We start from the raw sequence: 20,868 nt of genomic DNA, 5'->3' as shown, positions 1-20,868 counted from the left end.
GATGATCACTTGAAACGGAGGTCATCATGCAAAACGCGAATACGCCCGGCACCAATGCGGTCGATCCGGCCCAAAGGGCAGATGCCACGATCCGCGGTGACGGGACGTCAACTGATCGACTCGTGCCCGGCGATCCGCCTGTTCGGTTCGGTGTCCTGCAAGGGCAGGCGTGGATCGCGGACGACTTCGATGCTCCGCTGCCCGATTACCTGCTGGATGCCTTCGAAGGGCGCTGATGCGGCTGTTGCTCGATACGCACATCTTTCTGTGGATCGTGACCAATGACCCCAGGCTGAGCGCAAGGGCGCGCCGCCTGATCTCGGCCGCCGACGTACGTTTCGTCAGCAGCGCGAGTATCTGGGAGGACGCCATCAAGGCCGGCCTGGGGCAGCTCGATATCGACGTCGGCAAGCTGATCCGAGCGATCGGCTCGAGCGGGATTCGCGAGCTACCGGTTCGGGCCGCGCATGGGGTCGCGGTCCGTGATCTGCCGCACCACCATCGTGATCCATTCGATCGCTTGCTGGTCGCACAGGCCCGTCACGAGCCGCTTCAGCTCGTGACGGCCGATGCCCATCTTGCGCGGTATGACCGGTCTCTCGTTCTGACAGTTTGAAGCAATCTGTCGGGGCGAAATCCATCGGTCGGCTGCACGTCATGTGGCGTCGCGGTTCATGCTGCCGCGACGTCCGGCTCGATTTCGTCCAGTTCCGCACAAATGGCCGCCAGCCGCTCTCTCAACCCTTCACTCGCCGGCACGAACGGCAGCCGCAACCCGTCCTCGCACCACCCTTGCGCGGCCAGCACGGCCTTCACCGGCGCCGGGTTCGGCTCCGCGAACAGCGCCGCGACGAGCGGCTGCAGCGCGACCGACAGGCGCCGCGCATCGGCGAGCCGGCCGTCGCGCAGCAGCGCATGGATGCGCACATGCCATTCGGGCAGCACGTGCGCGCTGCTCGCGATCGCGCCGTGCGCACCGGCGCACATCGCCGCGAAGTTCTGGTTGTCGTCGCCGGACAGGATCGCGAGCGGCGTGTCGTGCACGAGCCGGCTCATCCGGTCGAGCGTGCCGCCGCATTCCTTGATGCCCGCGACGCGCGGGTCGCGCGCGAGCGCCTGCAGCGTGTCCAGTTCGACGTTCACGCCGGTGCGGTACGGGATGTTGTAGACGAGCACCGGCAGGTCGGCCGCGTCGACGATCGCCTCGACGTGGCGGCGGATGCCGTCCTGCGTCGGCCGAACGTAGACGGGCGGCGTGACGAGCAGCCCGTCGGGCCGCAGCGCCGCGAGTTCGCGCGCACGGGCGGCCGCGAAATGCGTCGCACTCGCGGTCAGCCCGACGACGATCGGCAGGCCGGGCGCCGCGTCGCGCAGCGTCGCAAACACGGCGTCCTGTTCGCGCGCGTCGAGCAGCACGCCTTCACCGGTCGTCGCGCCGGCGACGAAGCCCGCGAGGCCCGCGGCCGCATAGTGGCGCGCGAGTCGCGCGAGCGCGGCATGGTCGACTTCGCCGTGGTGGAACGGCGTGATGATCGGCAGCCAGATACCTTCGAAACGTGTGTTCATGCAAAGCCTCAGGGTGGAAACGGAGTGGGAAGGAACCGTTCCGCCGGCGGAGAGCCGGAGTGAGGCGTGCGAGCAAGGAGAAAGAAACGACCTGCGGGCATCCCGTCCGGCATTCGCCTGACGGGACGCGACGTCCCCGTCAGTCGAGGAGTCGTTTTTTCAGTTTCAGCCCGGCCGCGCGCGCACCTGCCGCGACGGCGGCGAGGATCGGAAGCGAGCGCAGGGCAGCGGACATGGAGGAACCGGGAAATGGGCTGAGCGGCGATCTTAACACCGGATCCGATCCGCACGCGAGCGCCCGCCGCCGTTTAGCAGAATTCGAGATTTGCTTTCCACGACTGATTGGAAAGCGCGCCGCGCCCGGCCGCTAGAATGCCCGCTTACGTTTCGATGACAGCGCGTACGCGTGCCGTCACGCACATTCACCACCACTGGAAACGGGGCATATCACGATGGCAAGCATGAAGGGGATCGGCCGCTGGCTGCACACGGGCGCAGCGGCGGCGCTGGTCGTGGCGGCAACGGCCGCGCACGCGGATACGTCGATCCTGAACGTGTCGTACGACGTGACGCGCGAACTGTACAAGGACATCAACGCGGGTTTTGCCGCTGCCTACAAGCAGAAGACCGGCGAGACGGTCGCGATCAAGCAGTCGCACGGCGCGTCGAGCGCGCAGGCGCTGTCGGTGCTGCAAGGGCTGCAGGCCGACGTCGTGACGATGAACCAGCCGAACGACATCGACCTGCTCGCCGAGCGCGGCCAGCTGCTGCCGAAGGACTGGCGCGCGCGTTTCCCGGACAACAGCTCGCCGTACTCGACCACGATGGTGTTCCTGGTGCGCAAGGGCAACCCGAAGGCGATCAAGGACTGGAGCGATCTCGCGAAGCCGGGTGTCCAGGTGATCATCGCAAACCCGAAGACGTCGGGCAACGGCCGCTATGCGTATCTGGCCGCGTGGGGCTTCCAGAAGCAGAAGGGCGCGACCGACCAGCAGGCGATCGACTTCGAGAAGGCGATCTTCCGCAACGTGCCGGTGCTCGACTCCGGCGGCCGCGGCGCGACGACGACGTTCACGCAGCGCGGCATCGGCGACGTGCTGGTCACGTTCGAGAACGAAGTCGCGCTGATGGACACCGGCGCATCGGGCGCGCAGTTCGACGCGGTGTATCCGTCGGCGAGCATCCTCGCGGAGCCGCCCGTCGCCGTCGTCGACAAGGTCGTCGACAAGAAGGGCACGCGCAAGGTCGCGCAGGCGTATCTCGACTACCTGTACACGCCGGAAGCGCAGGAAATCATCGCGCAACACCATCTGCGCCCGCGCGACGCGAACGTGCTGAAGAAGCATGCGGCCGAATTCAAGTCGCTGAAGACGTTCAGCGTCGAGCAGGTCTTCGGCAGCTGGGCGAACGCGCAGAAGACACACTTCGCGGACGGCGGCACGTTCGACCAGGTGATCGTCGACCGCAAGTGAGCACCGCTCGCTTGCCCATACGCTGAAGACGCAGCCGGCCGTTTCCGCGGCCGGCTTTTTTTGCGTCGCGCGGCCGGTGGCGCGACGGATTTCCATTCCGAACCGGTACGCATATCCGGCCGCCGCCGCGCGTGCTACGCTCATCGCCTCCCTGCTTCCGGCACCGCGCGATGAACGTCGATTCGTCCTCCCCAGCCTCCCGCGGCCGTGGCCGCAAGCTCTGGTCGGGCACCCGCCCGGTGATCGCGTACGGGATGCCGCCGCTCGGCTGGCGCGACCTCTATCACCGCGCGCTGACGGTGAGCTGGCCCGTATTCTTCCTGTCGCTCGCCGTGCTGTTCCTGCTGCTCAACGGCGCCTTTGCGACGCTCTACCTGCTTGGCCATGCGCCGATCGCGAACCAGTCGCCGGCCGGCTTCGGCGGCGCGTTCTTCTTCAGCGTCGAGACACTCGCGACCGTCGGCTACGGCGACATGCATCCGCAGACCGTCTATGCGCACCTGGTCGCGACGTTCGAGATCTTCGTCGGGATGTCGGGCATTGCGATGGCCACGGGGCTCGTGTTCGCGCGGTTTTCGCGGCCGCAGGCGAAGATCCTGTTCGCACGCTACGCGATCGTCCGGCCGTTGAACGGCAGGATGACGCTGATGGTGCGCGCCGCGAATGCGCGCCAGAACGTGATTGCCGAGGCGCAGGCGAAACTGCGGCTGATGCGTGTCGAGGGCACACACGAGGGCTATACGCTGCGCAAGATCCACGACCTGGCGCTCGTGCGCAGCGAGCATCCGATCTTCCTGCTCGGCTGGAACCTGATGCACGTGATCGACGAATCGAGCGCGCTGTTCGGCGAGACGCCCGAATCGCTTGCCGCGCGCGACGCGTCGTTGCTGATCACGATCGAAGGCTCGGACGAGACCACCGCGCAGGTGATGCAGGCGCGTCATTCCTGGGAGCATGACGAGATCCGCTGGCGTCACCGTTATGTCGACCTGATGCACGACGAAGACGGCATCACGCACATCGACTACACGCATTTTCATGAGGTGGTGCCGGTCGACACCGATACCGACGAGCGCGGCTCGCCGGGTGCGGTGGTCAATGCCGGCGCCGCGACGTCGGGCCCGGCTGCGTAGGCGTGCTCGCGGGCGGCGGGTAGCGCCGCCCCCCGCACGACACGCGTACACGTCACGCATGCAGCAGGCGCGCCGCTTCGCGCTGTTCGATCGCGACCGCGCGGCGGAATGCGTCGCGATCCTCGGCGCGCGCGACGTAGTCGCCGAGCACGCCTTCGTGCGGCAGCAGATGCGCGTCGAAGGCGATCTTCAGCGTGCTGGCGAGCAGCAGGTCGGCCGCGGTGAAGCGGTCGCCGACGAGCCACGGACGATGGGCGAGCGCTTGCGCGAGGGCGCGCTGCACGCGCGTGATGTTGCCCCAGCCGAACGCGACCGGATTGCCCGACGCGCCGGTGAATTTTTCGGCCATCGCCGGTTCGAGGCAGGTCGGCGTGAAGAACATCCATTGGAGGAAACGGCCGCGCAGCGGATCGTCGGGCGCGACGCCGAGCCCGGCGCCGGGGCAGCGGTCGGCAAGATAGAGCAGCACGGCGCCCGATTCGGCGAACGGCACGCTGCCGTCGTCGAGCGCGGGCAGCTTGGCCATCGGGTTGACCTGCACGAACGCGTCGCTGCCCTGTTCGTGCGAACGCAGGTCGATCGGCACGAGTTCATACACCACGCCGAGTTCTTCAAGCATCCACAAGGCCCGGAATGCCCGGGTCTTCGGCCAGTAGTAGAGCTTCATCGTGCCTCCGCGTTGGGGTGCAGCTGTCGGTCCGGTGGATGCTCCAGCGTACCCGAGCAGCGGCGGTTCGGACAGAGGCGCCCGGCGAGGGGCGGCTATCCGCGTGTGATGACCCGATGCGCTGTGTGTCGGGCGTGAATCAGGCAGAAGACCGGGCAAAGCCTTATGGTACAAGGATGTATGTTGATAACTAGTTATATTTAAACTAGTTATGGATGTGACGGATATCACGGTTAGGCCGGCATTCCGCACACGGCATCACGGAGCCAGCAACGTCCGTGCACACGCCAACACGGGCATCGTTCCGCGAGCGCGGATGCATCACGAAACAGGGAAGTCATGAGAGACAACTCACGCATGGCAAACGACGATCGCACCACGATCATTCCGAGAAGAACGCCGGAATCGGCGGCGATGGTGGCCGAGGTCAGGCGGGCGATGTCGATCGCCGCGCGGATCAATCGCCTGACGTTCGACGATGCCGCCGAGGTTCGCACATTATTCGGAGAACTGATCGGCACGCAGGTGGACGACGGCTTCATGTTGATCCCGCCGTTCCATGCGACGGGCGGCACCGGCATGAAGCTCGGGCGCAACGTGTTCGTCAACCAGAACTGCACGTTCTACGATCTCGGCGGGCTCGAGATTGGCGACGACGTGATGATCGGGCCGAACGTCAGCCTCATCACGTCCGGCCATCCCGTCGAACCTTCGGGGCGGCGCGACTTCGTCGTCGCGAAGCCGATCGTGATCGAACGGAACGTCTGGATCGGCGCCGGCGCGACGATCATCGGCGGTGTGACGGTGGGGGAGAACTCGGTGGTCGCGGCCGGGGCCGTCGTCACGCGGGATGTTCCGCCGGATGTGCTGGTCGGCGGCAATCCGGCGGCGGTCATCCGGTCGATTGCCGAGTAATCCGGATTGAGGGCGCGTGCCTGGTCGAGGCAGCCTTGTTGGACTGATGTGGATAACGCACCTCAACGGCGACTCGAAACGCTGTGCATTTGAACGGTGAGCGTGCCGCCGAGGCAGTCTGGAGGGGGCTTTCCGGTAAAGGCCCGATAGCGGCTGGCGGATGCGTGCGCCGTTCCGGTCGATGGTCGGACGAAAGTCGCGCCGCGCGATCGGTTGTGGATATCCTCACGCCGAAACGACTCGGCGCCCTGTGCGTTTCACAGGTGAGGGTCACCGGATGATACGGAAGGCATGAAGCGGGTTGTGGACAACTCGCCCGCGAAACGACGCGAAATGCTGTGGAATTCAACGGTGAGGGGCGGCGTCCGATCGGGCGATGCGCCTTTTCTGGCGCGGTTTTCCGATCTTTGCGTGGTTCGAGGCGTCGCGCATTCTAGCCGAACGCGCGCATGCGTGGCGGAACCGCGTGCGTGCCGCGACGTGGAGATCCGGTTCCGGCTGTCACCCGAAAGGCCGTGCATTTTAACGGCGAGTGCGGGTGCGTGGTCTGCAACGTGCAGATTTCGCGGCGCATCGCGGCGTTCGCAAGCGACTCGAAACGCTGCGCAATGCAGCGGCGAGCGCGAATACGCGATCGGCGATCGGCAGTCGGCGGTCGGCGGTCGGCGGTCGGCGGTCGGCGCGGCAAGACGCGATTGTTCGGCCGGCGGTTCCGTCCGACGTGGCGTGCATGTCCGGTTCGGACGCGAGCGTGCGAGCGGGGCCAACGCGAGCGCCCGTGTGGATATCCGATCACCGAAACGACTCGCGACACTGTGCATTTCGACGGTGAGTGTCAGTACCGATCGGCCGGTGAGCCTTTTCCCGCAAGGATTCCCAGCCGGTCGCGCCTTCCGCGGCGCGCATCCGTTATCGCATCGGTAGACGCGCCTGCATGTGGATATCCTGCGTCGCGGACCACTCGAAGCGCTGTGATTTTCAACGGTGAGGGTGCCCGCGTGGTTGGTCGGCAATGCCGGATCGGGCGTGGATAACCACTGTTGCAGACACTCGAAGCCCTGTGTATTTCAACGGTGAGCGCGAGCCCGCGATTGTGCCGCATGCGCGTTGCGGCGTACATGTCCGGCCGATAAACCTACTCGTGCCCAGTGTGTACTTCTGCGGAGAGTGTGAATCTGCGATTGCGCAGCATGGGGGTTCCGGCGTGCCTGTTCGGCCGATAAGCCCGCTCCCGACTCAATGCATTTCCCTGGTGAGCGCGAGCCCGCGATTGTGCGCCATTCGGGTTCCAGCGTGCTCGTCCGGCCGATAAACCCGCTCGCGACCCAAAGCATTTCCACGAAGAGTGCGAGCCCGCGATTGCCCGGCATTCGTGTACCAGTGCGCCCGTCCTGCTGATAAACCCACTCGCGACCCAACGTACTTCCACCATGAGCGCGAGTCTGCAATTGCCCGGCATGCATGTTTCTGCACGCCTTTCCAGCCGACAAACCCACTCACGACCCTGAGCATTCGAACGTTGAAGGCGAGCCGCCGATCGACACAATACGCCATCGCCGATGTGGATATCCGCAGCCGAAACCCACTCGCCGCGCTGTGAATTTCAACGGTGAGCGTCGAAGCAAGAGCCCAACGCATGCCGACAACGATGTGGACATCCCGGCCTCCACGCCACTCGAAATGCTGTGCAATCGAACGGTGAGCGCGCGAGCCCGATCAGCCGAGGGGCGCGGCGTTGTGGACATCCCGCGCCGCCGACCAATCGCAACGCTGTGCATTTCAATGGTGAGGGTCACCGCCAAGAGACGCTGAAACCCTTGCCACACGGGGCACGAGCGCCACCCGCCCCATACCCGGAGCCACCATCGGACCGCCACACGTTTCCCCGACAAACGACCCGCCCACCCCGACGCGTGGCCCATCCCGCCCGACCGCCGTGCGCGAAAACTCTCTCAAATCCCGCCAAAAAGCTGCGCAGTTTTTCTCACAGGGGGCCCGCCCGAGCAAGATGAGAAAAAACATTCTCGGCTGCGCGCGAAAAAATAGAGCCATTCGCTGCCGCCAGTCCCGCGTCGCCTGACGCCCTGCCGAGCAGCCCAGAACAGCACAATCCGGAGACATCCCCCCATGACTGCCCGCCTGCCCGTCGACGGCACGCCTGCCCTGTCCGACTACCGCCTGACCGACAACCTGACCGCGACGCGCGGCCGGATCTTCCTGACCGGCACGCAGGCGCTGGTTCGCCTGCTGCTGATGCAGCGCACGGTCGACGCCGAACAGGGGCTCAACACGGCCGGCTTCGTCAGCGGCTATCGCGGCTCGCCGCTCGGCATGGTCGACCAGCAGCTGTGGAAGGCGAAGAAACTGCTCGACGCCGGCGGCGTGCGCTTCCTGCCCGCGATCAACGAGGAACTCGGCGGCACGGCCGTGCTCGGCACGCAGCGGGTCGAGGCCGATCCGGAGCGCACGGTCGAGGGCGTGTATGCGATGTGGTACGGCAAGGGGCCAGGCGTCGATCGCGCCGGCGACGCGCTGAAGCACGGCAACGCGTACGGCTCGTCGCCGCACGGCGGCGTGCTGGTGGTGGCGGGCGACGACCACGGCTGCGTGTCGTCGTCGATGCCGCACCAAAGCGACTTCGCGATGATCGCGTGGCACATGCCGGTCGTGAACCCGGCGAACATCGCCGACATGCTCGAATTCGGCCTGTACGGCTGGGCGCTGTCGCGCTACTCGGGCGCGTGGGTTGGCTTCAAGGCGATCTCGGAGACGGTCGAATCGGGTTCGACCGTCGACCTCGACGCACTGCAGACGCAGTGGCCCGCGCCGGAAGGCTTCACGCCGCCGGCGGGCGGCCTGCACAACCGCTGGCCCGACCTGCCGAGCCTCACGATCGAGGCGCGCCTCGCCGCGAAGCTCGACGCGGTGCGCCATTTCGCGCGCACCAACAGCATCGACAAGTGGATCGCCCCGAGCGCGCAGGCGAACGTCGGCATCGTGACCTGCGGCAAGGCGCACCTCGACCTGATGGAAGCGCTGCGCCGCCTCGACCTGACGGTGGCCGATCTCGACGCGGCCGGCGTGCGGATCTACAAGGTCGGCCTGTCGTATCCGCTCGAGATGACGCGCGTCGAAACCTTTGTCGACGGGCTGTCAGAAGTGCTCGTGATCGAGGAGAAGGGGCCGGTCATCGAGCAGCAGATCAAGGACTACCTGTACAACCGCACGGAAGGCGCGCGCCCGCGTGTGCTCGGCAAGCACGACGCCGCCGGCGCGTGCCTGCTGTCCGAACTCGGCGAGCTGCGCCCGTCGCGCATCCTGCCGGTGTTCGCCGACTGGCTCGCGCGCCACAAGCCGGCGCTCGACCGCCGCGAGCGCGTGGTCGATCTCGTCGCGCCGCAGATCCTGTCGAACGAGGCGGACGCGGTGAAGCGCACGCCGTACTTCTGCTCGGGCTGCCCGCACAACACGTCGACGAAAGTGCCGGAAGGCTCGATCGCGCAGGCCGGCATCGGCTGCCATTTCATGGCGTCATGGATGGAGCGCGACACGACCGGCCTGATCCAGATGGGCGGCGAGGGCGTCGACTGGGCCGCGCATGCGATGTTCACCAACACGAAGCACGTGTTCCAGAACCTCGGCGACGGCACCTACTTCCACTCGGGCATCCTCGCGATCCGCCAGGCCGTGGCCGCGAAAGCGAACATCACGTACAAGATCCTCTACAACGACGCGGTCGCGATGACGGGCGGCCAGCCGGTCGACGGCAGCATCTCGGTGCCGCAGATCGCGCGGCAGGTCGAGGCGGAAGGCGTGTCGCGCTTCGTGGTGGTGTCCGACGAGCCGGAGAAGTACGACGGTCATCACGGCCAGTTCCCGCCGGGTACGACGTTCCATCATCGCAGCGAACTCGACACGGTGCAGCGCGAGCTGCGCGAGACGCCGGGCGTCACCGTGCTGATCTACGACCAGACCTGCGCGGCCGAGAAGCGCCGCCGCCGCAAGAAAGGCGAATTCCCCGATCCGGACAAGCGCCTGTTCATCAACGACGCCGTGTGCGAAGGCTGCGGCGATTGCGGCGTGCAGTCGAACTGCCTGTCGGTCGAGCCGCTCGAAACACCGCTCGGCCGCAAGCGCCGCATCGACCAGTCGTCGTGCAACAAGGACTACTCGTGCGTGAACGGCTTCTGCCCGAGCTTCGTGACGGTCGAAGGCGCGGCGCTGAAGAAGGCCGCCGGTGCCGCATTCGACGAAGCCGCGCTCGCCGCGCGCGTCGATGCGCTGCCGGTGCCCGCGACGCATCTCGACGCGGCGCCGTTCGACATGCTCGTGACGGGCGTCGGCGGCACGGGCGTCGTGACGGTCGGCGCGCTGATCAGCATGGCCGCGCACCTCGAAGGCAAGAGCGCGTCGGTGCTCGACTTCATGGGCTTTGCGCAGAAGGGCGGCTCGGTGCTGTCGTTCGTGCGGATCGCATCGAGCGACCGGTGGCTGAACCAGGTGCGCATCGACACGCAGCAGGCCGACGTGCTGCTCGCGTGCGACATGGTCGTCGGTGCGAGCGCCGAGGCGCTGCAGACGGTGCGTCACGAGCGTTCGCGGATCGTCGTCAACACGCACCGGATCCCGAACGCGTCGTTCGTGCAGAACCCCGACGCGAACCTGCATGCGGACGCGCTGCTCGAGAAGATGCACCACGCGGCCGGCGACGGCTACCTGTCGAGCTGCGACGCGCAGGCGCTCGCCGCGAAGTTCCTCGGCGATTCGATCGGCGCGAACATCCTGATGCTCGGTTACGCATGGCAACTCGGCCTCGTGCCGGTGTCGCTCGCCGCGATGATGCGCGCGATCGAGCTGAACAACGTCGCGGTGCCGATGAACAAGCTCGCGTTCTCGATCGGCCGGATGGCGGCCGGCGACGCGGCGGGCCTCGATGCGTTGTGGAACGCGCGTCACGCGGTGGCCGCGCATGCCGCGCCGGAGACGCTCGCCGAGCTGATCGCCGATCGCGAAGCGCGTCTCGATGCGTACGGCGGCGCGCGCTATGTCGAGCGCTACCGTACGCTCGTGAGCGCGGCGCGTGCGAAGGGCGACGACGCGCTGACGCGCGCGGTCGCGACGACGTTCTACCGGCTGCTCGCGGTGAAGGACGAATACGAGGTCGCGCGGCTGTACACGGACGACGCGTTCCGCGCGGCGCTCGAAGCGCAGTTCGAAGGCGTGCCGGGGCAGGCCTATCGCGTGAAGTTCAACCTGGCGCCGCCGACGGTCGCGAAGGCCGGCCGCGACGGCAGCGCACCGAAGAAGCGCGTGTTCGGCCAGTGGATGTGGCCGGTGTTCGGCATGCTGGCGCGCGTGCGCAGCCTGCGCGGCACGTGGCTCGATCCGTTCGGCCGCACCGTCGAGCGCAAGATGGAGCGTGCGCTCGCCGACGACTACGAGACGACGCTCGCGCGTGCGCTCGCCGCGATGACGGCCGGCAATGCGGCGCAGGTCATGCAACTGGCCGATCTGCATGCACGTGTGCGCGGCTTCGGGCACGTGAAGGTGCGCAATCTCGCCGGCGTGAAGCGCGCGGAGCGCGAGCTCGCATTGCAGCTCGGCATCGAAGCGGCGACGAGCGCGGCCGTGCAGCACGCGCTCGACGAGATGAAGGGCGCGGGGATGCTGAAGGGGATTCCGGTCGTCGTCGCGAAGTAACACGAACGCGGGCGGATATGAAAACGGCGACGCGTGTGCGTCGCCGTTTTTTATTGGGCCGCGGCTGCTGCGTACAGGCAGCGGCCGGCCCTTTAGAGAATGCCTTTCTTGCGCGTCGACAGCGCGGTTTCCGACAGGTCGATCTCGCGGAGCAGCTTCGTCAGCGTCTCGTCGGAAATCTTGCTCTCGCTGCGCAGCCGGTACAGCGCGGAGCGTTCCGCGCGCACGGCCGCGATCCGCATCTGCAGTTCCATCGTTTCGGCCTGCTTCGCTTCCGCGCGCGGTGTGGGGCCGTCCTCGGCGAGCGTCGCGAGGCGGCGGCGGTACTGGTCCATCACGCGTGCGGAGATGTCCGCGCAGCGGGCGGCGCCCGATTCGTCGAGATCGACCGAGATCGCGTCGTGCGACGAGTCGATCGCGCGGATCGCGGCCTGCGCGGCGGCCGCGCGCGCGGCGCGTTCCTCGTCGCCGAGCGGGCTGCGCGACGAACGCACGCCGCGCAGCAGCAGCGGCAGGCCGACCACCGCGACGACGAGCGAGCCGAGGATCACGGCCGACGCGACGAAGATCGCCGTGTCGCGGCCCGGCAGCGGCACGCCGTCGGACAGCGCGACCGGAATCGACAGCACGCCGGCGAGCGTGACCGCGCCGCGCACGCCGCCGACCGTCATCACCGCGATCGTGCGCACGCCGGCCATCGTGCCCGCGAGGCCGTGGCGCGCGGCGCGACGGCTCGCGAACCAGCGCAGCAGCCAGACCCACAGGAAGCGGATCGCATACAGCGCGAGCATCATCGCGCAGACGTTGAAGATCATCCGGCCGACGAGCGCGTCGCTCGTGTGGTGCGCGTCGACGAGCGTGCGGCCGATGATGTGCGGCAGCTGCAGCCCGAGCATGATGAACACCATGCCGTTGAACACGAACTCGATCATCGCCCACGTGCTTTCGGCGCGCACGCGCGACGCGACGGTGCTTTTACGCGAGAAGCTCGTGTAGTTCATCATCATCCCGGCCGACACGGCCGCCAGCACGCCCGACAGGTCGAGGTGCTCGGCGAACAGGTAGGCCGCGAACGGCACGAGCAGCGTCATCACGATGCCGGGGGCCGGATCGCCTTCCTGCTCGGCATTCAGGAAGCGCGTCGACAGCGCGCTGAACGCCCACGACACGAGCGCGCCCGTCGCGAGCCCGCCGGCCGCGACGATCACGAACGTCACCGACGCGTCGCGCAGCGAGAACATGCCCGTCAGCGCGGCCGCGATCGCGAATTTCAGCGCGACGAGGCCGGACGCGTCGTTCATCAGCGCCTCGCCTTCGAGGATGTGCATCAGTTGCGGCGGGATCCGGCCCTTTCCGGCGATGCCGGACAACGCGACCGCGTCGGTCGGCGACAGCACGGCCGCGAGCGCGAACGCGATCGGCAGCGGCAACTCGGGTATCAGCCAGTGCGCGAAGTAGCCCACTGCGAGTACCGTCATGAACACGAGCCCGAATGCGAGCATCAGGATCGCGCGGCGCTGCAGGTACAGCTCGCGCTTCGGAATCCGCCAGCCGTCCGCGAACAGCAGCGGCGGAATGAACAGCAGCATGAAGATTTCGGGATCGAACGTGACGTGCAGGTTCAGCTTCGGCCACGCGAGCATCGCGCCGAACGCGATCTGCATCAGCGGCAACGGCAGTTGGAACGGCAGGTTGCGAGTGACGGCGCCGGACAGCGCGACGGTCAGCAGCAGGATCAGGACGGTGAAGACGATTTCCATCGATACGGCGAATACGGGGAATGAAACGATCGTACGGAGTGTAGCGTGCTGGCGTGACGGGTGCGTTCGAGCGGCCGGTGCGCGTGCACGAAAACGGTGCGCGTGACCTGCGCCGGGATGGTGCGGCAACCCGGCGCGAGCCGTGCGGCGCACGGGCTGTCGGCGCCTTGCACGGAGCTTGCTTGAGGTTCGGCAGCCGTCCGGCGTCGACCGGGCAACCGAGGGTCCAACCAATGACATTGCACGCGCCGCTCGCTTCGTCGGGCGCCGCGTTCGAAGGCAATACCAGGAGGAAGGCATGACGATCGTGCAACAGGAGCGTCCGGCCGCCGCGTCGCCGTACCGGTTCGAGCGGGAGGTGAGTTCCGGCTTCGAACGTCTGGCGACGCAGCACCGCGACATGACGCTCACGACCGTGTTCCAGCCGATTTTCAGCCTGTCGCACCAGCGTGCGGTGGGCTACGAGGCGCTGCTGCGCGCGCACGATGCGCTCGATCGCGCGGTGTCGCCGCTCGACGTGTTCGGCGAAGCCGCGCGCCGGGGCGAGCTGCTGCAGCTCGACCGGCTCGCGCAGGCGCTGCATCTCGAGAACTTCGCGCTGCTCGGCGCCGAGCGCGAGTGGCTGTTCCTCAACGTGCATCCGGGCGTGCTCACCGACCCGTTCCAGGCAGCCGCGCTGCTCGCGAACCTGAAGCGGCTCGGCATGCCGCCGCGCCGCGTCGTGCTCGAAGTGCTCGAGCAGCGCGCGGAAGACGTCGAGCGGCTTGCCGAGGCCGTGCGCGAATTCCGCACGCACGGCTTCCTGATCGCGCTCGACGATTTCGGCGCGGGTCACTCGAACCTCGAGCGGATCTGGCAACTGAACCCGGACATCGTGAAGCTCGACCGGATCATGCTGTCGCACGCGGCGCATCGCACGGGGCTCACCGCGATCCTGCACGGGCTCGTGACGCTGCTGCACGAGGCCGGCAAGCTGGTGCTCGTCGAGGGCATCGAGACCGAGCACGAGGCGCAGATCGCGCTGTCCTGCGAGGCCGATTTCGTGCAGGGCTATTACTTCGGCCGGCCGGCGCCGGGGCTGCCGGACAGCGCGGCCGCGACGGGCTGCATCGGCGAGCTGACCGAGCGCTTCCGGCAGCAGACCGACGCGCGCGAACGGCGCGATGCGCAGCGGCTCGCGCCGTACCTGCGCGCGTTCGAACGTGCGGCCGAGCGTCTCGCGGCCGGCGAGCCGCTCGACGAGGTGTGCTGGAACTTCCTCGCGCTCGACGCGGCCGCGCGCTGCTTCCTGCTCGACGCGCACGGCCGCCAGTCGGGCCGCAACGTCGTGCTGCGCGCCGACCGCGCGCTCGCCGAGGCGCGCTTCTCGCCGCTGGCGGACGCGCAGGGCGCGAACTGGCTGCGCCGGCCGTATTTCCGCTCGGCGATCGCCGAGCCGGGGCGCGTGCAGGTCACGCGGCCGTACCTGTCGATCAACGAGGCGCAGCCGTGCGTGACGCTGTCGGTGGCCGTGCGCATCGGCGACGCGCAGCGCGTGCTGTGCGGCGATATCGACTGGCGCGACGACGAGGCGGACGCCGGCTAGCGCCGCGCGCATCGCGGGCGGCACGCTGGCGTCCGTCACGCGGCTCGGCTAGGATGCGCGAATTGTCCTGACGATTCGCGGGCCGCCCATGAACCGAAACGCCGCCTCCTCCGTTCTCCTCGAAGTGATCGCCACGACCGTCGGCGATGCGAAGGCCGCCGCCCGCGCGGGCGCCGACCGCCTCGAACTCGTGACCGCGATCACCGAAGGCGGGCTGACGCCGAGCGTCGGCCTGATCGAAGCCGTCGTGGCCGCCGTGCCGATTCCCGTCAACGTGATCGTGCGACCGCACAGCCGGTCGTTCGTCTATGACGCCGACGATCTCCGCGTGATCGAACGCGACGTGCGCGCAGCCGTCGCGGCCGGGGCGAACGGCGTCGTGTTCGGCGCGCTCGACGCACGCGGCGACGTCGATCTCGGCGCGCTGGCGCGCATCGCGGCCGCGGCGGACGGCCGCGCACTGACCTTCCACCGCGCGTTCGACGTGTCGCGCGACCTCAACGCCGCCTTCGACGCGCTGCTGCGCGTGCCGGCCGTCACGTCGGTGCTGACGTCGGGCGGCCATCCGTCGGTGCTCGACGCGGTCGCGACGATCACGCGGCTCGCGCGGCAGGCGGCAGGCTCGACCTGCACGGTGCTGGCCGGCTCGGGGCTCACGGTCGATGCGGTCGGCGATTTCGTCCGCGCGACCGGCGTGCGCGCGGTGCATTTCGGCTCGGGGGTGCGGCCGCGCGGCGAGGTGCTGGCGCCGGTCGATCAAGCACTTGTCGAGCGCGTGCGCGCGGCGATCGACGGCGCGGCGGCACACGTGTGATGCACATGGCGCACGGCAGCGGCCGCTGCCGTACGCGCGGATACGACACACCGGTGCGCCATCCGGAAGGGCCGGCCACATGACAGGCGCGTCACCCGCCACGCAGGACGGCGCAGATGACAGCGCACGCGTCGATCCGGTGCAGGCGCAGCGGCGCTGCCTGCGAGCATGCGGTCGACGGGCTCGACGGCGTGCGCTGGCGGGTCGGGAAGACCGTGATTCTCGACGCGCAGGGCAACGCGGTGCAGACGATCGGGTGAAAAAAAGCCGGGGCATGCCCCGGCTTTTTCGTGGGTACGCGATGCTGCCGCTTACGCGTTCGCCGTCATCGCGTCCGCGTCGCTCGAACGGATCCCGAGGCGTTCGAACAGCGCGCGGTCCTTCTGCGACTGCGGGTTGCTCGTCGTCAGCAGCTGGTCGCCGTAGAACATCGAGTTCGCGCCGGCGAGGAAGCACAGCGCCTGCAGCCCGTCGTCGAGCTGCTCGCGGCCGGCCGACAGGCGCACCACGGCCTTCGGCATCGTGATCCGCGCCACCGCGATCGTGCGCACGAATTCGAACGGGTCGAGCGGTGCGGTGCCTTCGAGCGGCGTGCCTTCGATCGCGACGAGGTTGTTGATCGGCACCGAATCCGGATACGGATTCAGGTTCGCGAGCTGCGAGATCAGGCCCGCGCGTTCGCGGCGCGATTCGCCCATGCCGATGATGCCGCCGCAGCACACGTTGATGCCCGCGTCACGCACGCGGTCGAGCGTGTCGAGGCGATCCTGGTAGGTGCGCGTCGAGATCACCTGGCCGTAGAACTCCGGCGACGTGTCGAGGTTGTGGTTGTAGTAGTCGAGGCCCGCGCTCGCGAGTTCCTGCGCCTGCTCGTCTTCCAGCATGCCGAGCGTCATGCAGGTCTCGAGGCCGAGTTCCTTCACGCCGCGCACCATCTCGGTCAGCGCCGGCATGTGGCGCTCCTTCGGGTTGCGCCACGCGGCGCCCATGCAGAAGCGGCTCGCGCCGTTCGCCTTCGCCGCGCGTGCGGCGTCGAGCACCGCGTCGACGTCCATCAGCTTCTCGGCCTTCAGGCCCGTGTCGTGGTGCGACGACTGCGAGCAGTAGCCGCAATCTTCCTCGCAGCCGCCCGTCTTGATCGACAGCAGCGTCGACAGCTGCACCGCGTTCGCGTCGAAGTGCTCGCGGTGCACCTGTTGCGCGCGGAAGAGCAGGTCGTTGAACGGCAGCTCGAACAGCGCGACGACGTCGGCGACGCGCCAGCGCTGCGAAACCGGAGCGGCCACGGGAATCGCGTCGGGTTGCATGGTGGCGGCGGTCTGGGCTTGGGTCATATCGTTTTCCTGTCCTGGTCGGGGATGAGGGATCGGGGGATCTGTTTCGGTTGGTCAATGCTGCGCGGTGCGCAGCGTCTCGACGAGCGTGGCGATGTCGAGCATCGCCGCGGCGGATTCGGGGGCGGCCGGGCTCAGGTGCGGAATGCGACCGAGCAGCGGCGCGCCATGCTCGCGCGCGAGCCAGTCGCGCATCGTCGCGATGTTTTCATCGGGGAACGACATTGCCGGGTCGACGTGGTTCGCAACCCAGCCGGCGAGCTTGAGGCCGCGCGCGGCGATCGCGTCGGCGGTGAGCAGCGCGTGGTTGATGCAGCCGAGCCGCACGCCGACCACGAGCACGACCGGCACGCCGAGCGCGACCGCGAGATCGGCCATGTCCTGCGTGTCGTTCATCGGCACGCGGAAGCCGCCGGCGCCTTCGACGACGACGATCTCCGCGCGCGTCAGCGCTTCGCGATGGCACGCGACGATCGTGTCGATGTCGAGCGTCACGCCTTCCTGCGCGGCGACGATATGCGGCGCGGCCGGCGCCTTCAGCAGGAACGGCGTGCGCAGCTCGGGGGGCAGCACGACGTTCGCGGCCGCGTCGAGTTGGTCGGCGTCCTCGTTGCGCCACACGCCGTCGCGTTCATACGCGCCGGCCGCGACGGGTTTCAGCGCGGCCGCGCGCAGGCCATGCCGCGCGAAGCCGTGCAGCATCGCGGCTGAGACGAAGGTCTTGCCGATTTCGGTGTCGGTGCCGGTAACGAACAGCGAGAGCGGGGCGGTCATGCCGCAGTCTCCCGCCGGGCCGCCCCAAGGGAGGCTGCAGCCCCCTCGGGGGGAGCCGTGCATGGGACCGGAGTAAGCGCTGAAGCGCCAACTCCGGTCGACAGCGAACGAAGTGAGCGTGGGGGCTGTTCTGCCTCCTGCGCGGCCTGCGCCTCACTGGCTTCGATCAGCGCGGCTTCGAGCCGCGCGAGATCGTCGAACGAATGCGCGGCCGACAGCGACACGCGCAGCCGCGACGTGCCGACGGGCACCGTCGGCGGCCGGATCGCGGGCACCCACAGGCCGTGCGCGTCGAGCGCGCGCATTGCCGCGAGCGTCGCGTCGTTGCTGCCGATCACGAGCGGCTGCACGGCCGTGTGCGAATCGACCGGCTGCCAGCGCGTGTTGCGCAGCAGCGCGCGCGTGCGGTCGATCAGCGCGGCGAGATGGGCGCGTCGCGCGTCGCCTTCGTCGCCCGCGATCACCTTCAGGCTGGCCGATACCGCGTGCGCGACGGCCGGCGGCGCGGCCGTCGTGAAGATGTAGCTGCGCGCGCGCTGGATCATCCATTCGATCACGGTCTCGTGCGCGATCACGAACGCGCCCGCGACGCCGGCGGCCTTGCCGAGCGTGCCGACGTATACGAGATGCGGCGAGCGCAGCGCGGCGGCCGCGAGCGCGCCGCGGCCTTGCGGGCCGAGCACGCCGAAGCCGTGCGCATCGTCGACGACGAGCCACGCGCCGTGGCGTTCGGCCAGCGCGACGAGTTCGGCGAGCGGCGCGATGTCGCCATCCATGCTGAACACCGTGTCGCTGACGATCAGCTTCGTTTCGGCATCCGATGCGTCGAGCAACGCGGCGAGCGCGGCCGTGTCCGCATGCGGATAGACCTGCACGTTCGCGCGCGACAGCCGCATGCCGTCGATCAGCGACGCGTGGTTCAGCGCGTCGGAGAAGATCGTCGCGCCTTTGCCGGTGAGCGCCGTCATCGCGGCGAGGTTCGCCATGTAGCCGGTGCTGAAGTACAGCGCGCGCGGCGCGTCGGAGAAGCCGCCCGAGAAGGCCGCGAGTTCTTCTTCGAGCGTCGCGTGCGCACGCGAATGGCCGCCGAGCAGGTGTGAGCCGCCGCTGCCGGAGCCGTAGCGCTGCGCGCCTTCGGCGAACGCGGCGACGAGCGCCGGATGCGCGGCGAGGCCGAGATAGTCGTTGCTCGCGAAGCCGACGATCTCGCGGCCGTCGACGGTCATGCGCGCATCGCACGCGGTGTCGGCGGTGCGGCGCACGCGGCGCAGCCCTTGCGCGTCGAGCGCGGCGAGGCCGCGTTGCAGGGTATCGAGCAGAGGGTTCGTCGCTGCCTCCCGCCGGGCCGCCCCAAGGGAGGCAGCCGCCCCCTCGGGGGGCAGTGAACGAAGTGAGCGTGGGGGCTGTTGTGTCATCCGGTGATCTCCGCGAGCGTTGCATCGAGCGTGTCGCGCGTGCTTTGCGCGAGCCAAGCGATGTCGTCGTCGCTCATCACGTACGGTGGCATCAGGTACACGGTCGTGCCGATCGGGCGCAGCAGCAGCTCGCGTTCCAGCGCGCGCTCGAAGAAGCGACGCGAGAAGCCGCGCGCCGCGTCGCCGTCGAGCGCGACGTCGAACGCGAACAGCGTGCCGCGCTCGCGCAGGTGCCGTACCTGCGGGTGCGCATCGAGCGGCGCGAGCGCGGCGCGCAGCGTCGCCGACTTGCGGGCATTGGCCGCGAGCACGTCGTCGCGCTCGAACAGGTCGAGCGTCGCGACCGCCGCGCGGCACGCGAGCGGGTTGCCCGTGTACGAATGCGAGTGCAGGAAGCCGCGCGTCGTGTCGTCGTCGTAGAACGCGGCGAACACGTCATCGCGCGTGAGCACGAGCGACAGCGGCAGGTAGCCGCCGCTGATGCCTTTCGACAGGCACAGGAAATCGGGCCACACGCCGGCCTGCTCGCACGCGAAGAAAGTGCCGGTGCGGCCGCAGCCGACCGCGATCTCGTCGGCGATCAGGTGCACGCCGAATTCGTCGCACAGCGTGCGCAGCCCGCGGACGTACGACGGATCGTGCATTGCCATGCCGGCCGCGCACTGCACGAGCGGCTCGACGATCAGCGCGGCGATCCGGTCGCCGCGCTCGACGAACAGGCGCCGCACGTCCGCAAGCGCGCGGCCCGCGACGTCGGCGGCCGTTTCGCCCGGCAGCGCGCCGCGTGCGTCGGGTGACGCGACGACGTGCGCATGGCGGATCAGCGGGTCGTACGCGTCCTTGAACAGCGCGACGTCGGTTACGCCGAGCGCACCGATCGTCTCGCCGTGATAGCTGTTCGCTACGCAGACGAATTCCTGCTTGTTCGCGCGGCCGCGGTTGCGCCACGCGTGGAAGCTCATCTTCAGCGCGATCTCGACCGCCGACGCGCCGTCCGACGCGAAGAACGCATGGCCGAGCGTGCGCTGGGTCAGCGCGTGCAGCCGCTCCGCGAGTTCGATCGCGGGCTCGTGCGTGCAGCCGGCGAGCATCGCGTGCTCGAGCGTGTCGAGCTGGTCCTTCAGCGCCGCGTTGATGTCCGGGTTCGCATGGCCGAACAGGTTGACCCACCACGAGCTGATCGCGTCGAAGTAGCGGCGGCCGTCACGGTCGTACAGCCACAGGCCCGCGCCGCGCGCGACGGGGATCAGCGGCAGGCGCTCGTGATGCTTCATCTGGGTGCAGGGATGCCAGACCGCGCGCAGGCTGCGCGCGACCCAGTCGTCGGTGGCTGGCGTACTCAAGGCGACTCCGGGGGATAAAACGGCTGCGCGGCATCGACGGGATGCCGCGCGGCGGGACACGAAACGCGCTGAGATTAGCGTGTTCCGCGACCCGTTGCACTACCGGTTACAAACACCGCAAAGCCTTGCCGGGCGGGAGTTCGACGCAGATCGGGGCGGCTCGGGACGGTACGGTTCAGATATCCCGAAATGACCGCAGATGACGGCGTTCGAGTGAGGCCCCCCAACCGAAAAAAATCGTGGGGCGGCGGGCGCCGGTGGGGTGAAAAATCGGGGCACGAAGGGGGAATCGATGGCGCGTAATGATGTGGCCCCACGTGGTCGGGACACGCTTGACGGTGAGCGGTGACACGGGACATTGGGGTGCGCGGTTGCGAGACGGCGCGTTCA

At 68.4% G+C, this 20,868-nt stretch carries 16 protein-coding genes; 9 read left to right on the top strand and 7 right to left on the bottom strand.

Translation table 11 applies throughout. The features are described from left to right. Positions 1 to 26: 26 nt before the first annotated feature. Positions 27 to 236: a hypothetical protein gene (locus tag CFB45_RS16570; RefSeq protein ID WP_089426463.1), complete on the top strand. Its 210-nt coding sequence runs from the start codon at positions 27 to 29 to the stop codon at positions 234 to 236. Then, positions 236 to 616, top strand: coding sequence for a type II toxin-antitoxin system VapC family toxin (locus CFB45_RS16565; RefSeq protein WP_089426462.1), 381 nt, complete (start codon positions 236 to 238; stop codon positions 614 to 616). Before CFB45_RS16570 ends, CFB45_RS16565 begins: the two co-directional genes overlap by 1 nt. 56 nt (positions 617 to 672) lie before the next feature. Here the strand turns inward: CFB45_RS16565 and dapA are convergent, their stop codons facing one another. Beyond that, on the bottom strand, positions 673 to 1,566 hold the full coding sequence (gene dapA / locus CFB45_RS16560; protein ID WP_089426461.1) for a 4-hydroxy-tetrahydrodipicolinate synthase: 894 nt from the start codon (positions 1,564 to 1,566) through the stop codon (positions 673 to 675). A gap of 452 nt (positions 1,567 to 2,018) precedes the next feature. Between dapA and CFB45_RS16550 the strand changes: the two genes are divergently transcribed. Both CFB45_RS16550 and CFB45_RS16545 read left to right on the top strand, forming a co-directional pair. Then, a complete protein-coding gene (locus CFB45_RS16550) occupies positions 2,019 to 3,038 on the top strand; it encodes a sulfate ABC transporter substrate-binding protein (protein WP_069249019.1) in 1,020 nt (339 codons plus the stop codon). Positions 3,039 to 3,208: 170 nt separating this feature from the next. After that, positions 3,209 to 4,171, top strand: a complete 963-nt coding sequence (locus CFB45_RS16545) for an ion channel (RefSeq protein ID WP_089426460.1) — start codon at positions 3,209 to 3,211, stop codon at positions 4,169 to 4,171. Positions 4,172 to 4,223: 52 nt separating this feature from the next. On the opposite strand, the gene CFB45_RS16540 is transcribed toward CFB45_RS16545, so the two are convergent. Next, positions 4,224 to 4,838 (bottom strand): glutathione S-transferase family protein, encoded by a 615-nt coding sequence (locus CFB45_RS16540; RefSeq protein WP_089426459.1) that lies wholly within the window; start codon positions 4,836 to 4,838, stop codon positions 4,224 to 4,226. 357 nt (positions 4,839 to 5,195) lie between these two features. Here CFB45_RS16540 and CFB45_RS16535 point away from each other — a divergent pair, with 357 nt between their 5' ends. Continuing rightward, entirely contained in the window at positions 5,196 to 5,753 is a 558-nt protein-coding gene (locus CFB45_RS16535; RefSeq protein ID WP_089426458.1) for a sugar O-acetyltransferase, read from the top strand. 2,127 nt (positions 5,754 to 7,880) lie between these two features. After that, positions 7,881 to 11,453: an indolepyruvate ferredoxin oxidoreductase family protein gene (locus CFB45_RS16530; protein WP_089426457.1), complete on the top strand. Its 3,573-nt coding sequence runs from the start codon at positions 7,881 to 7,883 to the stop codon at positions 11,451 to 11,453. 92 nt (positions 11,454 to 11,545) lie between these two features. Here the strand turns inward: CFB45_RS16530 and CFB45_RS16525 are convergent, their stop codons facing one another. Next, positions 11,546 to 13,213: a Na+/H+ antiporter gene (locus tag CFB45_RS16525; protein ID WP_089426456.1), complete on the bottom strand. Its 1,668-nt coding sequence runs from the start codon at positions 13,211 to 13,213 to the stop codon at positions 11,546 to 11,548. A 298-nt stretch (positions 13,214 to 13,511) separates the two neighbouring features. Here CFB45_RS16525 and CFB45_RS16520 point away from each other — a divergent pair, with 298 nt between their 5' ends. From CFB45_RS16520 to CFB45_RS39030, 3 genes are all read left to right on the top strand, one after another. Beyond that, on the top strand, positions 13,512 to 14,798 hold the full coding sequence (locus CFB45_RS16520) for a sensor domain-containing phosphodiesterase (protein WP_089426455.1): 1,287 nt from the start codon (positions 13,512 to 13,514) through the stop codon (positions 14,796 to 14,798). 88 nt (positions 14,799 to 14,886) lie between these two features. Continuing rightward, positions 14,887 to 15,612, top strand: a complete 726-nt coding sequence (locus tag CFB45_RS16515; protein ID WP_089426454.1) for a copper homeostasis protein CutC — start codon at positions 14,887 to 14,889, stop codon at positions 15,610 to 15,612. A 116-nt stretch (positions 15,613 to 15,728) separates the two neighbouring features. After that, complete coding sequence (locus CFB45_RS39030) at positions 15,729 to 15,872, top strand: hypothetical protein (protein WP_179255065.1); 144 nt, start codon at positions 15,729 to 15,731, stop codon at positions 15,870 to 15,872. A gap of 51 nt (positions 15,873 to 15,923) precedes the next feature. Here CFB45_RS39030 and bioB read toward each other — a convergent pair whose 3' ends face one another. The 4 genes from bioB to bioA are packed head-to-tail and all read right to left on the bottom strand — an operon-like array spanning position 15,924 to position 20,478. Beyond that, positions 15,924 to 16,946: a biotin synthase BioB gene (gene bioB, locus CFB45_RS16510; protein WP_089426453.1), complete on the bottom strand. Its 1,023-nt coding sequence runs from the start codon at positions 16,944 to 16,946 to the stop codon at positions 15,924 to 15,926. Positions 16,947 to 17,000: 54 nt separating this feature from the next. Beyond that, positions 17,001 to 17,720, bottom strand: coding sequence for a dethiobiotin synthase (gene bioD / locus CFB45_RS16505; RefSeq protein ID WP_089426452.1), 720 nt, complete (start codon positions 17,718 to 17,720; stop codon positions 17,001 to 17,003). After that, on the bottom strand, positions 17,717 to 19,135 hold the full coding sequence (gene bioF, locus CFB45_RS16500) for an 8-amino-7-oxononanoate synthase (protein WP_089426451.1): 1,419 nt from the start codon (positions 19,133 to 19,135) through the stop codon (positions 17,717 to 17,719). Before bioF ends, bioD begins: the two co-directional genes overlap by 4 nt. Next, the gene (bioA, locus tag CFB45_RS16495; protein WP_089426450.1) at positions 19,132 to 20,478 is read right to left on the bottom strand and encodes an adenosylmethionine--8-amino-7-oxononanoate transaminase; all 1,347 of its coding nucleotides are present in this window, start codon (positions 20,476 to 20,478) and stop codon (positions 19,132 to 19,134) included. The genes bioF and bioA overlap by 4 nt, the downstream gene beginning before the upstream one ends. Between the last annotated feature and the right edge of the window lie 390 nt (positions 20,479 to 20,868).

Source organism: Burkholderia sp. HI2500 (genome assembly GCF_002223055.1).
GTDB lineage: Bacteria > Pseudomonadota > Gammaproteobacteria > Burkholderiales > Burkholderiaceae > Burkholderia.
This window is presented reverse-complemented; position numbering and strand designations above follow the sequence as displayed.

Excerpts from the sequence above, each read along its gene's own strand:
- CFB45_RS16540 (WP_089426459.1), bottom strand. The coding sequence starts at position 4,838 with ATGAAGCTCTACTACTGGCCGAAGACCCGGGCATTCCGGGCCTTGTGG.
- CFB45_RS16550 (WP_069249019.1), top strand. The coding sequence starts at position 2,019 with ATGGCAAGCATGAAGGGGATCGGCCGCTGGCTGCACACGGGCGCAGCG.
- CFB45_RS16545 (WP_089426460.1), top strand. The coding sequence starts at position 3,209 with ATGAACGTCGATTCGTCCTCCCCAGCCTCCCGCGGCCGTGGCCGCAAG.
- CFB45_RS16520 (WP_089426455.1), top strand. The coding sequence starts at position 13,512 with ATGACGATCGTGCAACAGGAGCGTCCGGCCGCCGCGTCGCCGTACCGG.
- CFB45_RS16570 (WP_089426463.1), top strand. The coding sequence starts at position 27 with ATGCAAAACGCGAATACGCCCGGCACCAATGCGGTCGATCCGGCCCAA.
- bioF (WP_089426451.1), bottom strand. The coding sequence starts at position 19,135 with ATGACACAACAGCCCCCACGCTCACTTCGTTCACTGCCCCCCGAGGGG.
- CFB45_RS16515 (WP_089426454.1), top strand. The coding sequence starts at position 14,887 with ATGAACCGAAACGCCGCCTCCTCCGTTCTCCTCGAAGTGATCGCCACG.
- bioB (WP_089426453.1), bottom strand. The coding sequence starts at position 16,946 with ATGACCCAAGCCCAGACCGCCGCCACCATGCAACCCGACGCGATTCCC.
- CFB45_RS16530 (WP_089426457.1), top strand. The coding sequence starts at position 7,881 with ATGACTGCCCGCCTGCCCGTCGACGGCACGCCTGCCCTGTCCGACTAC.
- dapA (WP_089426461.1), bottom strand. The coding sequence starts at position 1,566 with ATGAACACACGTTTCGAAGGTATCTGGCTGCCGATCATCACGCCGTTC.
- CFB45_RS16535 (WP_089426458.1), top strand. The coding sequence starts at position 5,196 with ATGGCAAACGACGATCGCACCACGATCATTCCGAGAAGAACGCCGGAA.
- bioD (WP_089426452.1), bottom strand. The coding sequence starts at position 17,720 with ATGACCGCCCCGCTCTCGCTGTTCGTTACCGGCACCGACACCGAAATC.
- CFB45_RS39030 (WP_179255065.1), top strand. The coding sequence starts at position 15,729 with ATGACAGCGCACGCGTCGATCCGGTGCAGGCGCAGCGGCGCTGCCTGC.
- CFB45_RS16565 (WP_089426462.1), top strand. The coding sequence starts at position 236 with ATGCGGCTGTTGCTCGATACGCACATCTTTCTGTGGATCGTGACCAAT.
- CFB45_RS16525 (WP_089426456.1), bottom strand. The coding sequence starts at position 13,213 with ATGGAAATCGTCTTCACCGTCCTGATCCTGCTGCTGACCGTCGCGCTG.